At 48.3% G+C, this 15,600-nt stretch carries 17 protein-coding genes; 5 read left to right on the forward strand and 12 right to left on the reverse strand.

Annotated elements, in window-relative coordinates; genetic code table 11:
- Nucleotides 1–15: 15 nt before the first annotated feature.
- The 4 genes from JOD01_RS11100 to JOD01_RS11115 all read right to left on the reverse strand — a co-directional run bounded on the left by JOD01_RS11100 (nucleotide 16) and on the right by JOD01_RS11115 (nucleotide 2,691).
- Nucleotides 16–333, reverse strand: coding sequence for an ATP-binding protein (locus tag JOD01_RS11100; RefSeq protein ID WP_204518382.1), 318 nt, complete (start codon nucleotides 331–333; stop codon nucleotides 16–18).
- Nucleotides 330–1,091 carry a histidine kinase dimerization/phospho-acceptor domain-containing protein gene (locus tag JOD01_RS11105; RefSeq protein WP_204518383.1) on the reverse strand — a complete coding sequence of 254 codons (762 nt, stop codon included), beginning with the start codon at nucleotides 1,089–1,091 and terminating at the stop codon, nucleotides 330–332. Before JOD01_RS11105 ends, JOD01_RS11100 begins: the two co-directional genes overlap by 4 nt.
- 28 nt (nucleotides 1,092–1,119) lie before the next feature.
- Complete coding sequence (locus JOD01_RS11110; protein ID WP_204518384.1) at nucleotides 1,120–1,830, reverse strand: Na-translocating system protein MpsC family protein; 711 nt, start codon at nucleotides 1,828–1,830, stop codon at nucleotides 1,120–1,122.
- Nucleotides 1,831–1,935: 105 nt separating this feature from the next.
- Nucleotides 1,936–2,691: a Na-translocating system protein MpsC family protein gene (locus tag JOD01_RS11115; protein ID WP_338028550.1), complete on the reverse strand. Its 756-nt coding sequence runs from the start codon at nucleotides 2,689–2,691 to the stop codon at nucleotides 1,936–1,938.
- Between the two features lie 397 nt (nucleotides 2,692–3,088).
- Here JOD01_RS11115 and JOD01_RS11120 point away from each other — a divergent pair, with 397 nt between their 5' ends.
- On the forward strand, nucleotides 3,089–4,645 hold the full coding sequence (locus JOD01_RS11120; protein ID WP_239565399.1) for a methyl-accepting chemotaxis protein: 1,557 nt from the start codon (nucleotides 3,089–3,091) through the stop codon (nucleotides 4,643–4,645).
- A 56-nt stretch (nucleotides 4,646–4,701) separates the two neighbouring features.
- Here JOD01_RS11120 and JOD01_RS11125 read toward each other — a convergent pair whose 3' ends face one another.
- From JOD01_RS11125 to JOD01_RS11140, 4 genes are all read right to left on the reverse strand, one after another.
- Nucleotides 4,702–5,349: an ABC transporter ATP-binding protein gene (locus JOD01_RS11125; protein ID WP_204518387.1), complete on the reverse strand. Its 648-nt coding sequence runs from the start codon at nucleotides 5,347–5,349 to the stop codon at nucleotides 4,702–4,704.
- Nucleotides 5,350–5,371: 22 nt separating this feature from the next.
- A complete protein-coding gene (gene modB, locus JOD01_RS11130) occupies nucleotides 5,372–6,049 on the reverse strand; it encodes a molybdate ABC transporter permease subunit (RefSeq protein WP_204518388.1) in 678 nt (225 codons plus the stop codon).
- Between the two features lie 17 nt (nucleotides 6,050–6,066).
- Complete coding sequence (gene modA / locus JOD01_RS11135; protein ID WP_204518418.1) at nucleotides 6,067–6,831, reverse strand: molybdate ABC transporter substrate-binding protein; 765 nt, start codon at nucleotides 6,829–6,831, stop codon at nucleotides 6,067–6,069.
- A 151-nt stretch (nucleotides 6,832–6,982) separates the two neighbouring features.
- A complete protein-coding gene (locus JOD01_RS11140) occupies nucleotides 6,983–8,452 on the reverse strand; it encodes an ATP-binding protein (RefSeq protein ID WP_204518389.1) in 1,470 nt (489 codons plus the stop codon).
- A gap of 179 nt (nucleotides 8,453–8,631) precedes the next feature.
- On the opposite strand from JOD01_RS11140, the gene lepB reads away from it, so the two are divergent.
- On the forward strand, nucleotides 8,632–9,243 hold the full coding sequence (gene lepB / locus JOD01_RS11145) for a signal peptidase I (protein WP_204518390.1): 612 nt from the start codon (nucleotides 8,632–8,634) through the stop codon (nucleotides 9,241–9,243).
- A 207-nt stretch (nucleotides 9,244–9,450) separates the two neighbouring features.
- Here lepB and JOD01_RS11150 read toward each other — a convergent pair whose 3' ends face one another.
- Nucleotides 9,451–9,612, reverse strand: coding sequence for a hypothetical protein (locus JOD01_RS11150; RefSeq protein ID WP_204518391.1), 162 nt, complete (start codon nucleotides 9,610–9,612; stop codon nucleotides 9,451–9,453).
- A gap of 30 nt (nucleotides 9,613–9,642) precedes the next feature.
- A complete protein-coding gene (locus JOD01_RS11155) occupies nucleotides 9,643–11,406 on the reverse strand; it encodes an LTA synthase family protein (protein WP_204518392.1) in 1,764 nt (587 codons plus the stop codon).
- Between the two features lie 200 nt (nucleotides 11,407–11,606).
- Here JOD01_RS11155 and JOD01_RS11160 point away from each other — a divergent pair, with 200 nt between their 5' ends.
- The 3 genes from JOD01_RS11160 to JOD01_RS11170 all read left to right on the forward strand — a co-directional run bounded on the left by JOD01_RS11160 (nucleotide 11,607) and on the right by JOD01_RS11170 (nucleotide 13,505).
- Nucleotides 11,607–11,906, forward strand: a complete 300-nt coding sequence (locus tag JOD01_RS11160) for a DUF3817 domain-containing protein (RefSeq protein ID WP_204518393.1) — start codon at nucleotides 11,607–11,609, stop codon at nucleotides 11,904–11,906.
- A 114-nt stretch (nucleotides 11,907–12,020) separates the two neighbouring features.
- Nucleotides 12,021–12,221 (forward strand): hypothetical protein, encoded by a 201-nt coding sequence (locus tag JOD01_RS11165; protein ID WP_204518394.1) that lies wholly within the window; start codon nucleotides 12,021–12,023, stop codon nucleotides 12,219–12,221.
- 138 nt (nucleotides 12,222–12,359) lie between these two features.
- The gene (locus tag JOD01_RS11170; protein WP_204518395.1) at nucleotides 12,360–13,505 is read left to right on the forward strand and encodes a CapA family protein; all 1,146 of its coding nucleotides are present in this window, start codon (nucleotides 12,360–12,362) and stop codon (nucleotides 13,503–13,505) included.
- A 29-nt stretch (nucleotides 13,506–13,534) separates the two neighbouring features.
- On the opposite strand, the gene JOD01_RS11175 is transcribed toward JOD01_RS11170, so the two are convergent.
- A complete protein-coding gene (locus JOD01_RS11175) occupies nucleotides 13,535–14,074 on the reverse strand; it encodes a DinB family protein (RefSeq protein ID WP_204518396.1) in 540 nt (179 codons plus the stop codon).
- A 69-nt stretch (nucleotides 14,075–14,143) separates the two neighbouring features.
- Nucleotides 14,144–15,091 (reverse strand): helix-turn-helix transcriptional regulator, encoded by a 948-nt coding sequence (locus JOD01_RS11180; protein WP_204518419.1) that lies wholly within the window; start codon nucleotides 15,089–15,091, stop codon nucleotides 14,144–14,146.
- Between the last annotated feature and the right edge of the window lie 509 nt (nucleotides 15,092–15,600).

Genomic DNA, 15,600 nt, shown 5'->3' on the forward strand with positions numbered 1-15,600 from the left:
CCGCTCGCAAAAAGCTCACTGCGAGCGGCGCGCTTTTTTTTGCTGTTCCCCCGCCGCCAAAGGCAATCTCACTTTCATCGTCGTGCCTTTTCCGACTTTACTGGCAACGTCGATTCGCCCTTTATGATTTTCCACGATGCGAAAGCTGATCATCAGTCCAAGTCCGGTACCTGCTTCTTTCGTCGTATAAAACGGTTCGCCCAGTTTGGCCAACGTCTCTGGGGAAATTCCGTTTCCCCGGTCGCGAAATTGAATGACGACTTCCTGATCGTCGCTTTCCGTGGCAATCACGACCAGTCCGCCGTTGGGCATGGACTCAATCGCATTTTTCAACAGGTTGATAAATACTTGCTTGATCTGGTTCTGGTCACAATCGACCAGCAGCGGCTTCGGTTGAAATTTGGTTTCAATTTGGACATTGTGCAACAACGCCTGTGACAACAGCAAGGTGACCACTTGCTCGAGCAACTTGTGAATATCTTGTGGCTGAAACGACATTTCATGGGGCGCGCGAGAATGAGCAGCTCATTCAAAATACTTTCGATCCGCTCCAATTCCGCTTTCATGATCTCGTAATAGAGCGTTTTGTCCTCAGTGCCCTTTTCGAGCAGCTGCAAAAACCCTTTCAATGCCGTTAGCGGATTGCGAATCTCATGTGCGATGCCTGCCGCAAATTGACCGGCCACGGACAGCTTTTCCGTTTGCAAGATCAACTCTTCGCTGATTTTTTGCTCGCGGATGTCCCGGCCAATCAAAAGATAGGCAACGGGCTTTCCGTTTTGTACCCGATACGGTTTGACCTGCAGCTCCATCCAGATCGGCGTTCCGTTTTTGTGCAGCAATCGACATTGAAACGGTTCTACAACCGCCAGTCTGCCAAGCGGTATTTCGTCTGCTGAATGGATCAGTTCAAACAAAGAGTGATGAATCATCTCGTCGGGCTGATACCCGAGCAAATGATAAAGACTCGGTGAGATATACGTAATGTCTCCCTGAGCAGTGCACAAGCAAAAAAATTCCTGTGCGTGCGTTAAAATAAAGTGAAAAAGTTCCAATTCTTCTGCTTGCTTGTCTGTTTCAGTGACTCGCATATTGCTGGCCTTTCCTTTCTCGTCGGATTTACTTATTGCCAAGCTCTTCGGAACCGCGCTTGTTGGGACCAAGCATGAAAACAAACCAGATTTGTTCCCATTCTGCATTGTAAAGCAAAAAAATATCACGGACCTGTCTTAGCAAGAAGCTCTCGAAGTTTACTTTCTCCAGGAAACTTTTTACGACATTTTTCTTTGCCATAAGGACGAGTTCATCAAAGCCCAAATGAATCAGTTCTTGCTCCACTTTTGTAAAAGCCCCGCTATGCATAACCAGAATGGTACGGTCATTCAGCTTCAGCGACTCCATCTGGTCTGAATGATTCCCGTTGGCTGCGATCATTTGGCGATGCAAAATTTCCTGCCCTTCAAAATCCGGTTTAAGGTAAGCAGCATGATCGAAGGGATTTGCCGATACAATCAAGATCATTCCCGATTTCTGCGACAGGTTCCAATCGTAGTAGACAGATTTTATCGGATTATTGGTCAGAAAATGAATTTTTGTTTTGATTTCCGGAATCAGTGAGTTCATCATCAAATTTCTCATTCTCGCAATCAGCTCTTCCTGCCCTTGGTCAAACAAAATTCGTTCCATCGGTTGGAAAAAATTCCGCAAATAAATACTGATCAACCGTTCGCTAACAGAAACAAAAATGGATTCAGGTCCTTTGCCGAAATTGTCCCGGAGAAGCCTGCCGATAAAACTGCCCAGTTCTTTTTCTATTGTCGCAATCTCCAAAACAATTCATTCCTTTTCAATTTGTTTCTTCTTACATGAGGCTTGGATCTTCTCCAACGCCAGCTAACGGCAGAAAATAAAAAGGAGCCGAAACAATTGATCATGCTAATTGTTCCGGCTCATGTCTGGCTCAACGAGGTTGTCCAGCTCATTTCCACCTGTTGGATATGAAGGATTCAAGATCATGACGATCACGCTTTTATCCCGTTCAAAATTCCAATCGGCAAAGATGTCCATTACTTTAACCGAAAGGATCGATTCAAAATGACTGTTATTGTGCAACAGCTTTTTTTCCAATAATCGCTTGGCAATTTTCAGAATTTGATCATAGCCCAGTCGAATTAATTCTTTTTCGATGCTGACCAATATCCCGTTGCGAACAATGATCAATGTTCGCGGGTTTAATTGGTATGAATATATTTCTTCGGGAAGCTTTTGTGCACGTATACTAATCCGATTAATCTCCTGAAGGAGTTGAACCTTGCCAGGAAAATCGGCAAATGTCGTGGTGGAGTTTTGAACCGGTTGTTCGCTTATCCCGATAATGACTCCCGTCCGGTTTTGGAAGCTCCAATCGTAGTATAACTCTTTGACGTCCATTCCGGTGACAATCTTGATGTAAGCAGCAATTTCCGAGGAAATTCCTCGCATTAACAGCTCACGGGTTCGATGAACGGTCTGTTCCTCGTCCTTTTCAATCAACAGCCGTTCCATAGGGGAAAGAAAGTTTCGAATGTAGATTACGATAAAAGCGTGTCCCATTGAAACATGGATCGATTCCGGCCCTTTCCCAAACGTATCACGCAACAGTTTTGCCAGAAAATTCCCCAACCGTTCTCCGTTATCCTTTTCCGTTTCCACCGTCATTCATCCTTTTCAAAAGCAAAGGCGTTATTTTCCTTCGCTCACTTAATTACTATACCAATTCACTCTTATTTTTCAACAAGTTTTCTTTCTTTATCCAGAAAAAAGACGGTTTTTTCGCAGTTTGCAAGCAAAATGCTTTTGTCGTGTGGAAACGGCCGTTCTCTTGCCGCAGCTCCGTTCATCACCTGGTTGTAACCCTCAATTGCGAATGAGAAGTGAAAATTTTTCCGGAAAAATGTTTACCATCTGCCGCTTGCGGGTAACTAATCACTGGTTTTGTTCCGCGCAAATGGGAAGGGGGGTAGCCTGGGTTCATTTCGACGCTATAGCGAACCGATGATTTTCATACAACACACGATCATGCCCGTAAGGAAGGTGCTCCGTTTTGAGAATGACGATTGGCCGGAAGTTATTGCTTAGTTTTACCAGCGTCGCCGTACTGATTGCTGTTATCACCGTGATTACTTATTTCAACTTCATCTCGGTCAAAAATGCTTACAGTGATTTGATTGACCGCCGGATTTCTGTACTCAACGATTTGATTGAAGTGAAAGCGATGGCCGCTCAGCAAAGCAGTGTATTGCGGGGATACCTCCTGACGGAAGAGCAGCGCTTTCTGACGGACTTGCCTGCGATTCAGGAATCATTATCAACACTTTTGCCGACACTCGATGAAAGAACAAACCGCGATTCCTTAAAAAAAGGGATACTCCAACTGCAAGAGTTGAACAAACAGTACAAAACCAACTCGGACCTAGTGCTCGAATTGTTCAAAACAAATAAGCAAGCGGCTTTGCAAAAAGCTGTCGAGGAGGTCATCCCGGTCGGCAGGGAAATGCGGGAACTTTCCACGCAGCTTGCCCAAGAACAAAAAGCTGTCATCGAGCAAGCGAAGCAGGAAAATGAAGTAGCGATCAATCATTCGATCGAATTGGTTGTGATCATCAGTATTGTCGCGGTCGTTTTGGCGATCGTATTTGGCTTGGTGATCACGCGCATCATCTCCGCTCCTATCCGGTTGGTGGCGGGCGCTCTGCAAAGGGTTGCCAACGGACATCTGTCTTCAGAGAAGTTGCAGGTGAAAAATCGCGATGAAATCGGCGATCTTGTCCAATCAACCAATCAGATGGAGGACAATTTGCGCCAGGTCATCATCGAAGTCCAACAAACGGCGATGCTCGTCGCCTCTTCTTCCGAAGAACTGGCGGCCAGCGCGCAGGAAACGAGCTCGTCCACTCAGCAAATTACCAGTTCGATTATGGAAATTGCCGCCAGTACCCAGCAAATCACGTCCAATACCAAGATGGTCAATGAATCTGCCCGGCTGGCTACCAACCGCTCCAATGAAGGCAAGACCAAACTGGAAGAAGCGATCAAACAGATGCAAACGATCCAGGGCACAGTCGACAATTTGGCGGAAAACATTAAAGAGTTGAATGTGCGCTCGTATGAAATCGAAAGTATCGTTGGTGTCATTTCGGATATTGCCGGTCAGACCAACCTGCTTGCCCTGAATGCAGCGATCGAAGCAGCAAGAGCCGGCGAACACGGACGCGGGTTCGCGGTGGTAGCGGATGAAGTTCGGAAGTTGGCGGAACAATCCGCAAACTCGGCCAAACAAATCACCGCTTTGATCAAAAACATCCAAACGCAAACGCATGAAACCGCTGTTGCGATGGAAAAAGGAATGGAAGAGGTCGAAACCGGGATCGGCGTTATTATGGAAACAGGCAAACATTTTGCCGACATCAACGCTTCCGTGCAAACGGTGACGAGCCAAGTTTCCGAAGTTTTGGCGGCGACGCAGGAAATGTCGTCGGGAACAGAACAAGTGAGCGCGTCCAGCGAAGAACAGATGGCCGCCATGGAAGAAGTGGCTTCCTCTTCGGAATCGCTGTCTAAAATCGGGGAACAACTGCAACTGGTTGTGTCTCGCTTTAAAATTTAAAAGCAAACAGAAACCGCCTCCATGGAGGCGGTTTCTGTTTGAGGACAGGGAAACGGTTATTCGTGAGCCAACGCTTTCTTTTCGATCGCAGCAATGCGTCCATTCTCCAAAAAAATAAGGGTATCACCCAGCTTTTTCGCTTCATCCATATCGTGGGTCACGATGATAAAAGGAATGTTCCAAATTTGCTGGTAACGCAACAGTTCATCCTGGCATTGTTTGCGCGTCTCGGAATCCAAGGCGGAAAAAGGTTCATCCAGCAATAACAGCTTCGGCTCCGTGGCCAGAGCACGTGCCAGGGCGACCCGCTGCTTCTCCCCGCCTGAAATCTGCCACGGGTAGGAAGCGAGCAAATGCTCAATGCGCAACACTTGCAGCAAGGAGCGCAAATCGGCATCCTTGCGCGGCAGCCCATAGCGAATATTTTTTTCCACGTTCATATGGGGAAACAGGGCGTAATCTTGAAAAAGATAGCCCACTTTTCGCTGCTGCGGCGGCAGCGGCTTGTGCCGGTCAGCAAAAAAAAGCTGTTGATCCAGGCGAATTTCACCGGAGTCCGGTTGCTCCAACCCGGCAATACAGTTTAGGATCGTCGTTTTGCCGGAACCGGACGGGCCAAACAGGACAACGATTTCCGCCAGAGCTGAAAAGCAGACATCGAGTTGAAACTGTTTGCGGTTTTTTGTAATGTTCAGTGAAAACATGGCAAACCTCATTCCCAAGTTGTTATCGTCCGGTCAGCCTGCGCGTTCGATTGCTCCACCAATTCAGCCACAGCGTCGCGCTTAACCCCAACGACACGATGATGATTACCCAAAAGGAGGCTTTCTCCGTCTGCCCCGATTCGACGGCGAAATAAATGGCAACGGGCAGTGTATCGGTTTTGCCCGGAATGTATCCCGCCAGCATTAACGTTGCCCCAAATTCACCCAAAGCGCGGGCAAATGTCAAAACCAGCCCCGCCAACATGCCCGGCCAAGCCAACGGCAGCGTAATCGTCCAAAAAATCCGCCACTCCGAGGCTCCCATCGTACGGGCGACATTTTCATAGCGAGCATCCACACTATTGAATGCAGTCGAAGCGCTCTGGTACATCAGAGGAAAGGAAACAACAGCCGAAGCAATCACAGCCCCCAGCAGCGAGAAAACGACCTGAATGTTCAAACTGGCCAGCCATTGGCCAATCCAGCCGTTTTTGCCGAACAAAATCAGCAGACCGAACCCCACCACTGTCGGCGGCAACACCATCGGCAATAACAAGAGCGATTCCAGCAATCCTTTTCCCCAAAAAGATCGGCGAGACAGCAATTTCGCCAAACATACCCCGACAATAAAGACGAGCAGCGTGGAGATGCCGGCCACTTTCAGCGAGATGTACAGAGGCGTTAGATGGGTCTGTTCCATGTTGAATGTGCAGCTCCTTACGTTTGGAACCCGTATTTTTGCAAGATCCGTTTTCCTTCCTCGGACATGATGAACGCAAGGAAGCGTTGCGCTTCAGCCGGATGGGCGCTTGCCGCAAGGACTGCTCCCGGGTATACAATCGGCTCGTGCCATTGGCTTTGCGCGGTCGCCAACACCTTGATCCCCTTGCCGATGACGGCATCGCTGCTGTAAATGACACCCACATCGGCATCCCCGGATTCCACATAGGCAAGCACTTGGCGAACATCACTGCTAAAGACGAGCTTTGGCTGGATCTCCTCCCAAAGTTTCAAATTTTGCAAAACTTGTTTTGCATAGGTGCCAGCCGGAACACTAGCCGGTTCGCCTATCGCAAAATGCCGGACAGCGGCGGGATCGATCTGATCAAACGAATCGATGCTTAACGGACTGTTCTGCGGCGCGATCAGCACCAGTTCATTTCTGGCAAAGTCCCGTCTGCTGTCGGCCAACAGCAGCTCTTTCGCTTGCAAACGATCCATATCCTTTGCACTGGCAGACAAAAACAGATCGGCAGGCGCCCCTTGTGTGATTTGTTGGGCCAATTTTCCCGAACCGCCAAAATTGTAGGTTAATTTCATCCCCGGATATTTTTGTTCAAACACTGCCTTGCTTTCGTTTAGGGCGTCCATCAAGCTGGCAGCGGCAGAAATCGTCAGTTCAACTTCGGCTTGTTCTGTCTTTTTGTCCGTGGAAGCTTCCGGTTGGGCGCAACCCGCGAGCAAGGAAAAAATGATGCCCATGATTGCAAGTAAGGTCACCTGTTTCGACAAATCTGTTTCACTTCCTTCCAATTTGGTGCAGCCAAAAAACAATATGTCTATTATACGAAAAAGGCAACAAAAGTAGCTAGTGTTTCAGCCAAAAGTCTTCGGCCGTCTCCCCAGGGGCGTGTTAGCCGGAGCTTCCTGTCTGTCCATCAGCCGGCTGAGCGATCGGCAAATAAATAGTCGCCTTTGTGCCTTGTCCCAATTCGCTGTCAATTTGCAGACGACCGCGATGGTTTTCGATTATTTTAAAACAGATCATCAACCCTAAGCCGATTCCTTTCTCCTTTTGTGAAAAAAACGGCTCGCCTAACCGATCCAGCCTGTCTGGAGCGATGCCTACCCCGCCATCGATAATCTCCAAGGCGAACAATGTTTCGTTGTATTGGTAAGAGCGAATCTTCACAATGCCGCCAATCGGCATCGCTTCAATCGCATTTTTGATCAGATTGATCAAGACCTGTTTTATTTGATTTGCGTCACAGACGAACGGAAAATCTTCGGTCTCACAAACCAGTTGCACATTATGCAAAATCGCTTCCGGCAAAAGCAGATCGGTCACCTGGCGAGTCAATGCGCTTACAGACTGAACAGCCAGTCGGTTGACCGGCTTTGGCTTGGCTAAAAACAAAAACTCGTCCACAATTTTGGCGATTCTGTCCATCTCCTGGAGCATCAGCTTGCAAACATGCGGATCGATCTCCCTTTGCAACAGTTGGATAAACCCTTTGACCGTCGTCAGCGGATTGCGCACCTCGTGGGCGATGCCTGCTGCCAGTTCCCCAACCAGCCGCAATTTCTCCGTCTTTTGCAACAGTTCATCTTTCATTTTTAGTTCCGTAATATCTTCGGCGATGCCCACCAGCAAGCAGACATTCCCTGCCGCATCGAATACCGGATTGCCCATGTCGCGAATCCAGCGGATGGTGCCATCCGGCCGAACGATCCGAAATTCCCGGCAAAAGTTTTTTTCGAGCGAAACATGATGAAAAACGTCCTGGTCCTCTTTGAGCACCATTTGTTGCCAGACCGATTGATCTGCGTAAACTTTGGCCGCCGGTATGCCCCATATTTTTTCGAATGACGGACTCAGGTAAATCACTTGTCTCGCCGGCAATTCCTGAATCCAGAAAATGGAGTCAATATGGTTCACCAACAAGTGAAACAATCCATCGTGCCAGCGGTCAACCAGCTTCCGGCAAGGTGCCACCGTCCGTTCTGTTCTCTCGATTTGCTTGCCTCCTTGCTGCGGTATGAGTTGAACAGCATGGAGGAACCGGTTTGCTTGTGCGAAGCCATCCGGAAAGCAGACCATTTTTGCAGGAATCTTCCGACGGTTGGCATCGAAAAAGTTGGCTTCAAAATAAAAAAATGGCGCTTTTTCCGCAGCCTTTTGTCGATACAATCCAGCCAGTTCCGTATTTTCCGCGAGCAGATCGTCCAAGTTCATTTTCCCGGCTGGCGATCGATATCCAAGTGCCTGCCAGAGCGGCACGCTGATGTCCGTGACAGCAGGTGATCCTGCTTCAGAAATCGTCGCGGCAAATGACAAGCAGAAAGCTTGTTGAATTACCGTTTCCTTAAATCCTGATTCCATTGAAGCCTCCTCAACACTTTTCCAATCACCAGATTTACCGTTATTATAACGAAGATTAACTTATTTGAGAATAAAAGGGATTTCGGCCTTGCCTGTGGATTTGCAGGACTTTTGCGTTAATTTTTGCCATTTGACTGCAGCTTGTTTGTAACTTTCCGCGGATTTGCGATATAATTTGAATGCCCATATACCCGAAACAGAAAGGCGGCTTTTTTGTGAGCACAGTAAAAGAAGTATTGGATTGGATAAAATCATTGGTAATTGCCTTGATTTTTGCAATCTTAATAAGTATTTTTGTTTTCCAGCCATATAAAGTGGATGGTCACTCAATGGACCCTACCTTATATGACCAAGAACGGATTTTTGTCTCCAAGCTCTCGCATACTTTCTCATACTATCCTGATTACGGCGATATCGTGATCATCGACAGCAGGGTAGAACGCAAGCGCTCTTTGTTGGACGATATTTTGGAGAACCCCATTTTTAGCCTGATTATGGGAACCTCCGACACACATACATTCTATGTAAAACGCGTGATCGGCAAGCCCGGAGATGTCCTTGAGTTTAAAGATCATAAAGTATATCGGAACGGCGTCGCCCTGGATGAACCTTATATTAAAGAACCGATGGAATTCGTGTCCGACGACAAATGGGTTGTCCCCGATGGCCATATCTTTGTCATGGGTGACAATCGAAACAACAGTTTGGACAGCCGTGAAATCGGCTATATTCCGCTCGATCATGTAATGGGGGAAAAGCTGTTTGGCAATGGAGCGGCACCGAAGCAATAAACGCTTCTTGATGACTCGCATAAGCCGTCATTCGAACTGGCCCAAAAAGCAAAACAACCAGTCGCCACAGCAGCGACTGGTTGTTTTTTATTTCTTGTCCGCCGTTTATTCGTTTTCGCTCTCCCAGGCTGGCTTGTAATCAAACAACAGGAACTGTCCGTTGCTTTCGACCTGGAAGACGACTTTGCCGTCCTGCCAATATTGGCTTTACATATTTTGATCTTGCGCAGATTTCAGCACCTGGCGCAAGTCAATTTTGTCGTTTGACCTCGTGTCGTACAAGTACGTCAAGGAAGACAAGGCATCGGCGGATTCCTTGAGCAAATCGATACCCAAATACCTCCCGCTTGGATCGACGGTCACCTTCAAGATCCGTTTGCTCTTGAAGGTGTCTCTCGTTTAACGGGATATCAGACGAAAGTAATCTCCCTTAATGATCCGATCCGCAACAAACAACCCTTGCTTGTATAACTCCTGCCGCGCCGGCTCCCTCTCGTCGCCGACCAGTTTGCCATTGGCCAGGACTGCGTAGTTTTTCTCTGTTTTCAGCAAGTTACGGCCCATCGCTGAATGGAGATACTGGTGCTCCTCGATGCCCATCAAATAGGCGATTGTCGGCATCATATCAATTTGGCCGCCAATTGTTGCAATTTCCTTGCCCGTCAACGGTTCCGCGTACACAATAAACGGCACGCGTTTGCCGTTGGCCAGTTCCGGGTACGGCTTCATATCGCCGGGCGTATATTTGTGGACCCCTTCATGATCCCCGTATAGGACGACGATCGTATCGGACAATAGCTGCTCTTTTTTCAATGCCGCAAAAAAATAGCCGAGCTGTTGGTCGACATAACGAATACTTTGCAAGTAATTGAACAGAGATTCCGGATATTTGTCCGGCTCCAAGTGCAGCAATTGCTGTTCTCGCGGAATTTTATAGGGCGAGTGGCTGGACATCGTAATCAGAAAGGAAAAGAACGGCTGACTGTTCTGTTTCAACATCGGCAACGCCTGTTTGAAAAAGGAAGCATCGCTCAGCCCCATGCCGATCCGCTCTTCCCGCGCGAATCGGGTAATATCGGCTGTTTGCTGAAACCCGATCGAACGCAATGCCTGCGCCCAATTCCAATAACTCCCTTTGTCGGCATGCAACACCATCGTCCGGTAGCCTTTTGCTTCCAGCAAGCGAGGCAGCGAGACATAGCGATTCGCCGGATAACGAAAAAAAACGCTCCCTTTGCGCAACGGATAAATCGACGTATTGCTCATAAATTCCGCATCAGAGGTCGAGCCATGATTCACCTGCTCATAAATTTGCGAGAAAAACAGACTGTGCTGCAAAATCTTGTTGAGATGCGGCGTAAGTTCTTGACCGAACAGTTTACGGTTCAGCACGAAATTTTCCAAGCTTTCCACCTGGATCATAATCAAGTTTTTTCCCCGACCGATCCCTTTGTACCGATTGTCAGGAAGATGTTCCGCTTTTTTGTCATACCACTCCCGAATCTCTTGCACGTCTCGTTGGCTTAATTTCACGGTTCGCCCTTCCTTGACATAGGCAACCATATCAAGCGCATGAAAGCCGATCGGTGAGAGGTTATAGCACGTAATCGTCGGGTCAAACAGCCGAAACAGCGCCTTGCTGTCCTTGCGACCGAAATAATGACTGCCAAGCGGTACGTAACAAATAACTGCCAACGAAAGAACCATAAGGAACAGGGAAGGAACGACTTTCCATCGGTTGACGGCAAACAGATAGCGATAGCGGACGAGCAAGAACAAACCGACGGGGAGGTCGATCCAGAACACAGCGTCCCACGGCTGAATGAGCATGATGATGCTGTCGGTCAAATTATCGAGGTTGCTGAGCTGTGCCAACACATTGAACGTAGGCAAGGTGTTGAAGGCGCGAACATACAGCAAATCAACCATCATCACCAGGGACAGAGTGCCATTGATTCCGAGCAGATACCAGCGAGAAAGGTTGCGAAACAAAAACGAGAATGACAAAAGAAACAGGATAAACGCTGCGTACAAATGCAAACGGGGTATGGCCAAATGAAATGCCCGGTTCCAGTCGAAAGAAGTATGGGCGGGGTCCAGCATAAAGCCATAAAACAATATACATTTGTTCAAAATGGTTAAGAAAGCGTACAGAAAAAACAATGGAAACGCCCTCCTAAACAGGAATTGTCACATCTGCCAGAGGTATTGTTCTCCCGGCAGTTGCTTCCTATTCCCGTTTGTGTGCTGACGAGCGCGAAAAAACGGCGGCAAGGTTTGCCCAGAAAATCGAGCCTGTACTGCCGCTCCAACCGTTTGCTATAGTAATCTTGTGGAAATTTGCAAAATCTGGAGGTTTGCGTATGTTGAAAACACCGCTTGCCCGCTTACGTTTGATCGGCATCCTGGAGGGAATCTCCTATCTTGTCTTGCTCGGCATTGCCATGCCGCTAAAATATTATTTGGCCATGCCGGAACCGGTCAAACTCGTCGGTTGGATACACGGTCTGTTGTTTGTTTTATTCATGCTGGCGATTGCTCACGTTACGATTGTGCATCGTTGGTCTATCTTGCGTGTCTTGGCCGCCGTCGTCGCTTCCCTGCTTCCCTTCGGGACATTTGTTCTCGACGCTCGGCTGCGTAAAGAAGAGAAAAAATTATAAACATTGACACTACGTCCACTTTTTTGTAAAAGTCTCGACGTAAGTTTGCCACATTTTTTCTGACTTTTTCCTCCTGCCTCTGGTACTCTATTAGATGGTCAAGGAGGTCTTTACGTGTGCTATCGGGTAAGTGTTGCTCCTGAAGAAGGAGTTCAGTTGCAAAAGGAAATCCTGTTTCACGGTATCCGCCACTTTTACATTACCCCTACAGAAGCCGGCCAGATGGAGTTTGTGTTTCAGGATCTGTCGGATTACCAGTTGAAACTTCTCACCTATGTATTGCGAAAATACCAAATCAGCGTAACCATCCAATAAGGTTGTTGCTAACTGCTCCCCTTTCGTTCTGACACGAAAGGGGATATTTTTTGCGCAAAGCCTGTTCCATGTTCGAAACAATTCCGCACAACTCACGTCTAAATTAATAAAGAAATTCGCTGTAAATGAGGGAAAATCATGGACATCACGCGCACGGCTCGTGAACAAGCGCTGCGGAGACGAAGAAAAGGGAGATGGATCAAAGTGGCGGCATTCCCGACGCTGCTGCTGGCGACAGCGGTGCTATCAGTCCTTACGCTTAACCATGTTCAAAATCAGTCTGGCGGCAACATACCGCAAAACAGCCCCGCACCGATTGAACCAAGCAAGCAGGAGACAAAAGAAGTCACGCTGCACTTTGTCGGCGATGTGATGCTCAGCGACAAAGTGGAAGATTTGCTTGAGCAAAAAGGCTACGATTATCCTTACCTGTATGTGAAAACACTGTTTCAACAAGATGATTTGACGATCGCCAACTTGGAAACGCCGGTGACCGAGCGCGGTACGCCTGCTGCCAATAAGCAATTTGTCTACAAATCTTCACCTGCCGGACTGCCTCCGATGAAAGCGGCTGGCGTCGATCTGGTCAATTTGGCCAACAATCATTCGATGGATCAAGGAACGGAGGGATTGTCGGACACTTTCCAGCATTTGACCGACCAACAGATTGCCTTTGTCGGCGCAGGCATGAACGCGGATCAAGCATACGCACCGGTGATGATCGAACGAAACGGCATAACAATGGCGGTCTTCGGCTTTAGCCGCGTTGTCCCCGAAGTAAGTTGGTATGCCGGAGCGAACAAGCCGGGAGTGGCTGCCAGCTACGATCCGCAACGGGCGGCAGAAGCGATCCGGGAGGCCAGGGACAAGGCCGACATTATTATCGTGTTGGCCCACTGGGGTCAGGAAAAAGTGGACCACCCGGTAGATCATCAAATCTCGCTGGCCCATGCCTATATCGACGCCGGAGCCGATTTGGTTGTCGGCTGCCACCCCCATGTGCTGCAAGGGTTTGAAGCGTACAAAGGAAAATGGATCGCATACAGCCTGGGCAACTTCATTTTTAGCCGGGCGGTACAGCCGAAGACATGGGAATCGATGGTGCTGCAAGCTCAATGCTCGCAGAATGGTGGCTGCCGATTAACGATGCTGCCTTACCATGCCGAATTAGGGCAAGCCGTCCCGATGGATGAAACCGACGGGGCCAAGCTGATCAAGCGAGTGGAATCGATCTCCCGCGATGTGCAAATCGATTTGTCAGGGCGTGTGCAGCAACGGATGTAGGCCAGACCGAAGCGGCTTCGGTGCGACCATCAAGTGTTGCTGGAATTTTTCAAACGTTCCAGTTGCAATAGATGGTGCCTGTAATGCATTTCTACCAGCAAGAACCATTCATTGGCGTCAAGGGCGCCAAATCGGGGATGGTGGATTTTTTTGCTTCGCGGCGCTTTATTTAAAGTGGATTCCGTGCGTTTCATACGCTCGACTACACTCCGAAATCCTGCTCTTAGCTCTTCCTTGCTTTCCGGCTGCTTCGGAGTGTATTGCGGTGAAGCAGGGATTCGTATCCGGACGGGGGGAAAACTTCCTCGATCAAAAACTTCCGTGCCACTCTCTGTTTTTTCCGCCATAGCGTCGTCCGCCGCAGCACCACCTCCGGCCAAACATTGATCGACATTGTGCAAATGCATAAATTGCGCCGATTGAATCAAATGGTTATACATTTGCCCGATGGACCATTCTTCCTCGCTCGGTTTTTTCTGCAACTGCTCCATATCGATCGCTTCCAATTCGATCAAATAACGTTCTACCGTCTCCTCTAACGCCTGCAATGCTTCCGCGGTACTTCTCATCTTTCAAACAACTCCTCTTTAGATTTGGATGTAAGCACAGTATAAAAAAACGCTCCTGACAACAGCGTGTCAGTAGCGTTTTAAAATTTTTTCGACCTCTTCCCGAATCCGCTGCCGGAAAGAATCTGGTTCCAGTACTTCAACATCCCCACCCCAACCGAGGATATAAGGCAGCAATTCCTCAGGACGACGGACAAGAAAGCTGACTATAAGATCTTCGTGCCGCTGGTCCATCGATTGCAAATAAAACGGACAAGTCTCGGCGATTTTATCGGCAATTTCCGGATTGGCACGAACCAGCACCCGTTCGTTGCGATCTTCCGGTGGACGGTAGTTGTTTAGGTTAAACCCTTGCGGAAAAAGAAACCGCTCCTCCAATACGGCAAGCTCGGTCATCCGCGACAAACGGAAATGACGAATTTCCTGCCGCAAGTCGCAACGTGCGATCAAAATCCACTTTCCCTGGACGAGCACCAATCCATACGGAGCGACCTCGCGCGTGCTCTTCCGATCGCCGTCCTTTTCCGGCATGATTTTCACATACGTCATGCGTAATTTGCGACATTCCATTATCGCACGCCTGACCTGTCCGAGATTGCCCTTTTCCCTCCAGCCGGTTAGCGGATCGCCGACCTGAAGAAGCTGCATCGTTTCCCGCAGGCGCGCTGATTCGCCGCGCACTGATTCCGGCAAGATCGCCTCAATTTTGCGCCGAGCCCCATTCGCCACCCTTCCGTATTCACCATCCAACCGCTGCTCGATAAAGTCCGTACCCATAAGCAAGGTCACGGCCTCTTCCGCAGAAAAGCCCACCGGCGGAAGAAAATATCCTTCCATTAGTGAATAGCCTTGCCCGGGAGCCCCAACAATCGGGATGCCCATCTCGCTCAGAGCATGTATGTCCCGATAGATCGTCCGCACGCTAGTCTCAAACAAAGCGGCCAAGTCTTCCGCTTTCAACATCTTGCTCCGTTGCATTTCTAGCATGATGGCCAACTGCCGATCGGTTTTGTTCATAATCGATTCCCCCGCTGTCATGCAAGTCAATTTACTCATTTTACCATACTGAATTGGGGAAAACATAACAGCGGCCCCCCTTCGTATGATGCAGGAGGACCGCTGTTCTTGGAATGACCAGCGTTTGCACATCTTTGTCTGCGTCAGCCGCTAATTTGACTGTTTACTTTAGCCCCGTGGAAAAAGTTTTATTAACATATTCTACCCCTATATTGAGTTCTATTTCCGACGGTGTCCTGTTACTTAATTCATCATTATGGATGAAAAGGGAATATATTCATAGGGCAATCTTAAATGGATCAATATTAGTTTCCAATAAGGTTTTCCATATGACAGTAGCGGTAGGTTCGTTAATACCGTAATTTCTTTCGGTTTTTTAGAATTTGTATACTTTATTTACTTGTGTAAAATTACTGTTTATGGCAGACTAAAAATGTAGGTTATGGCAGTTAATTTATGCAGACCCGTAGGGGCTGCATAAATTAAAAAACCACTTGCCAACATCCCCT

Origin of the sequence: Brevibacillus fulvus (assembly GCF_016908525.1) — a bacterium.
Lineage (GTDB): Bacteria > Bacillota > Bacilli > Brevibacillales > Brevibacillaceae > Brevibacillus_G > Brevibacillus_G fulvus.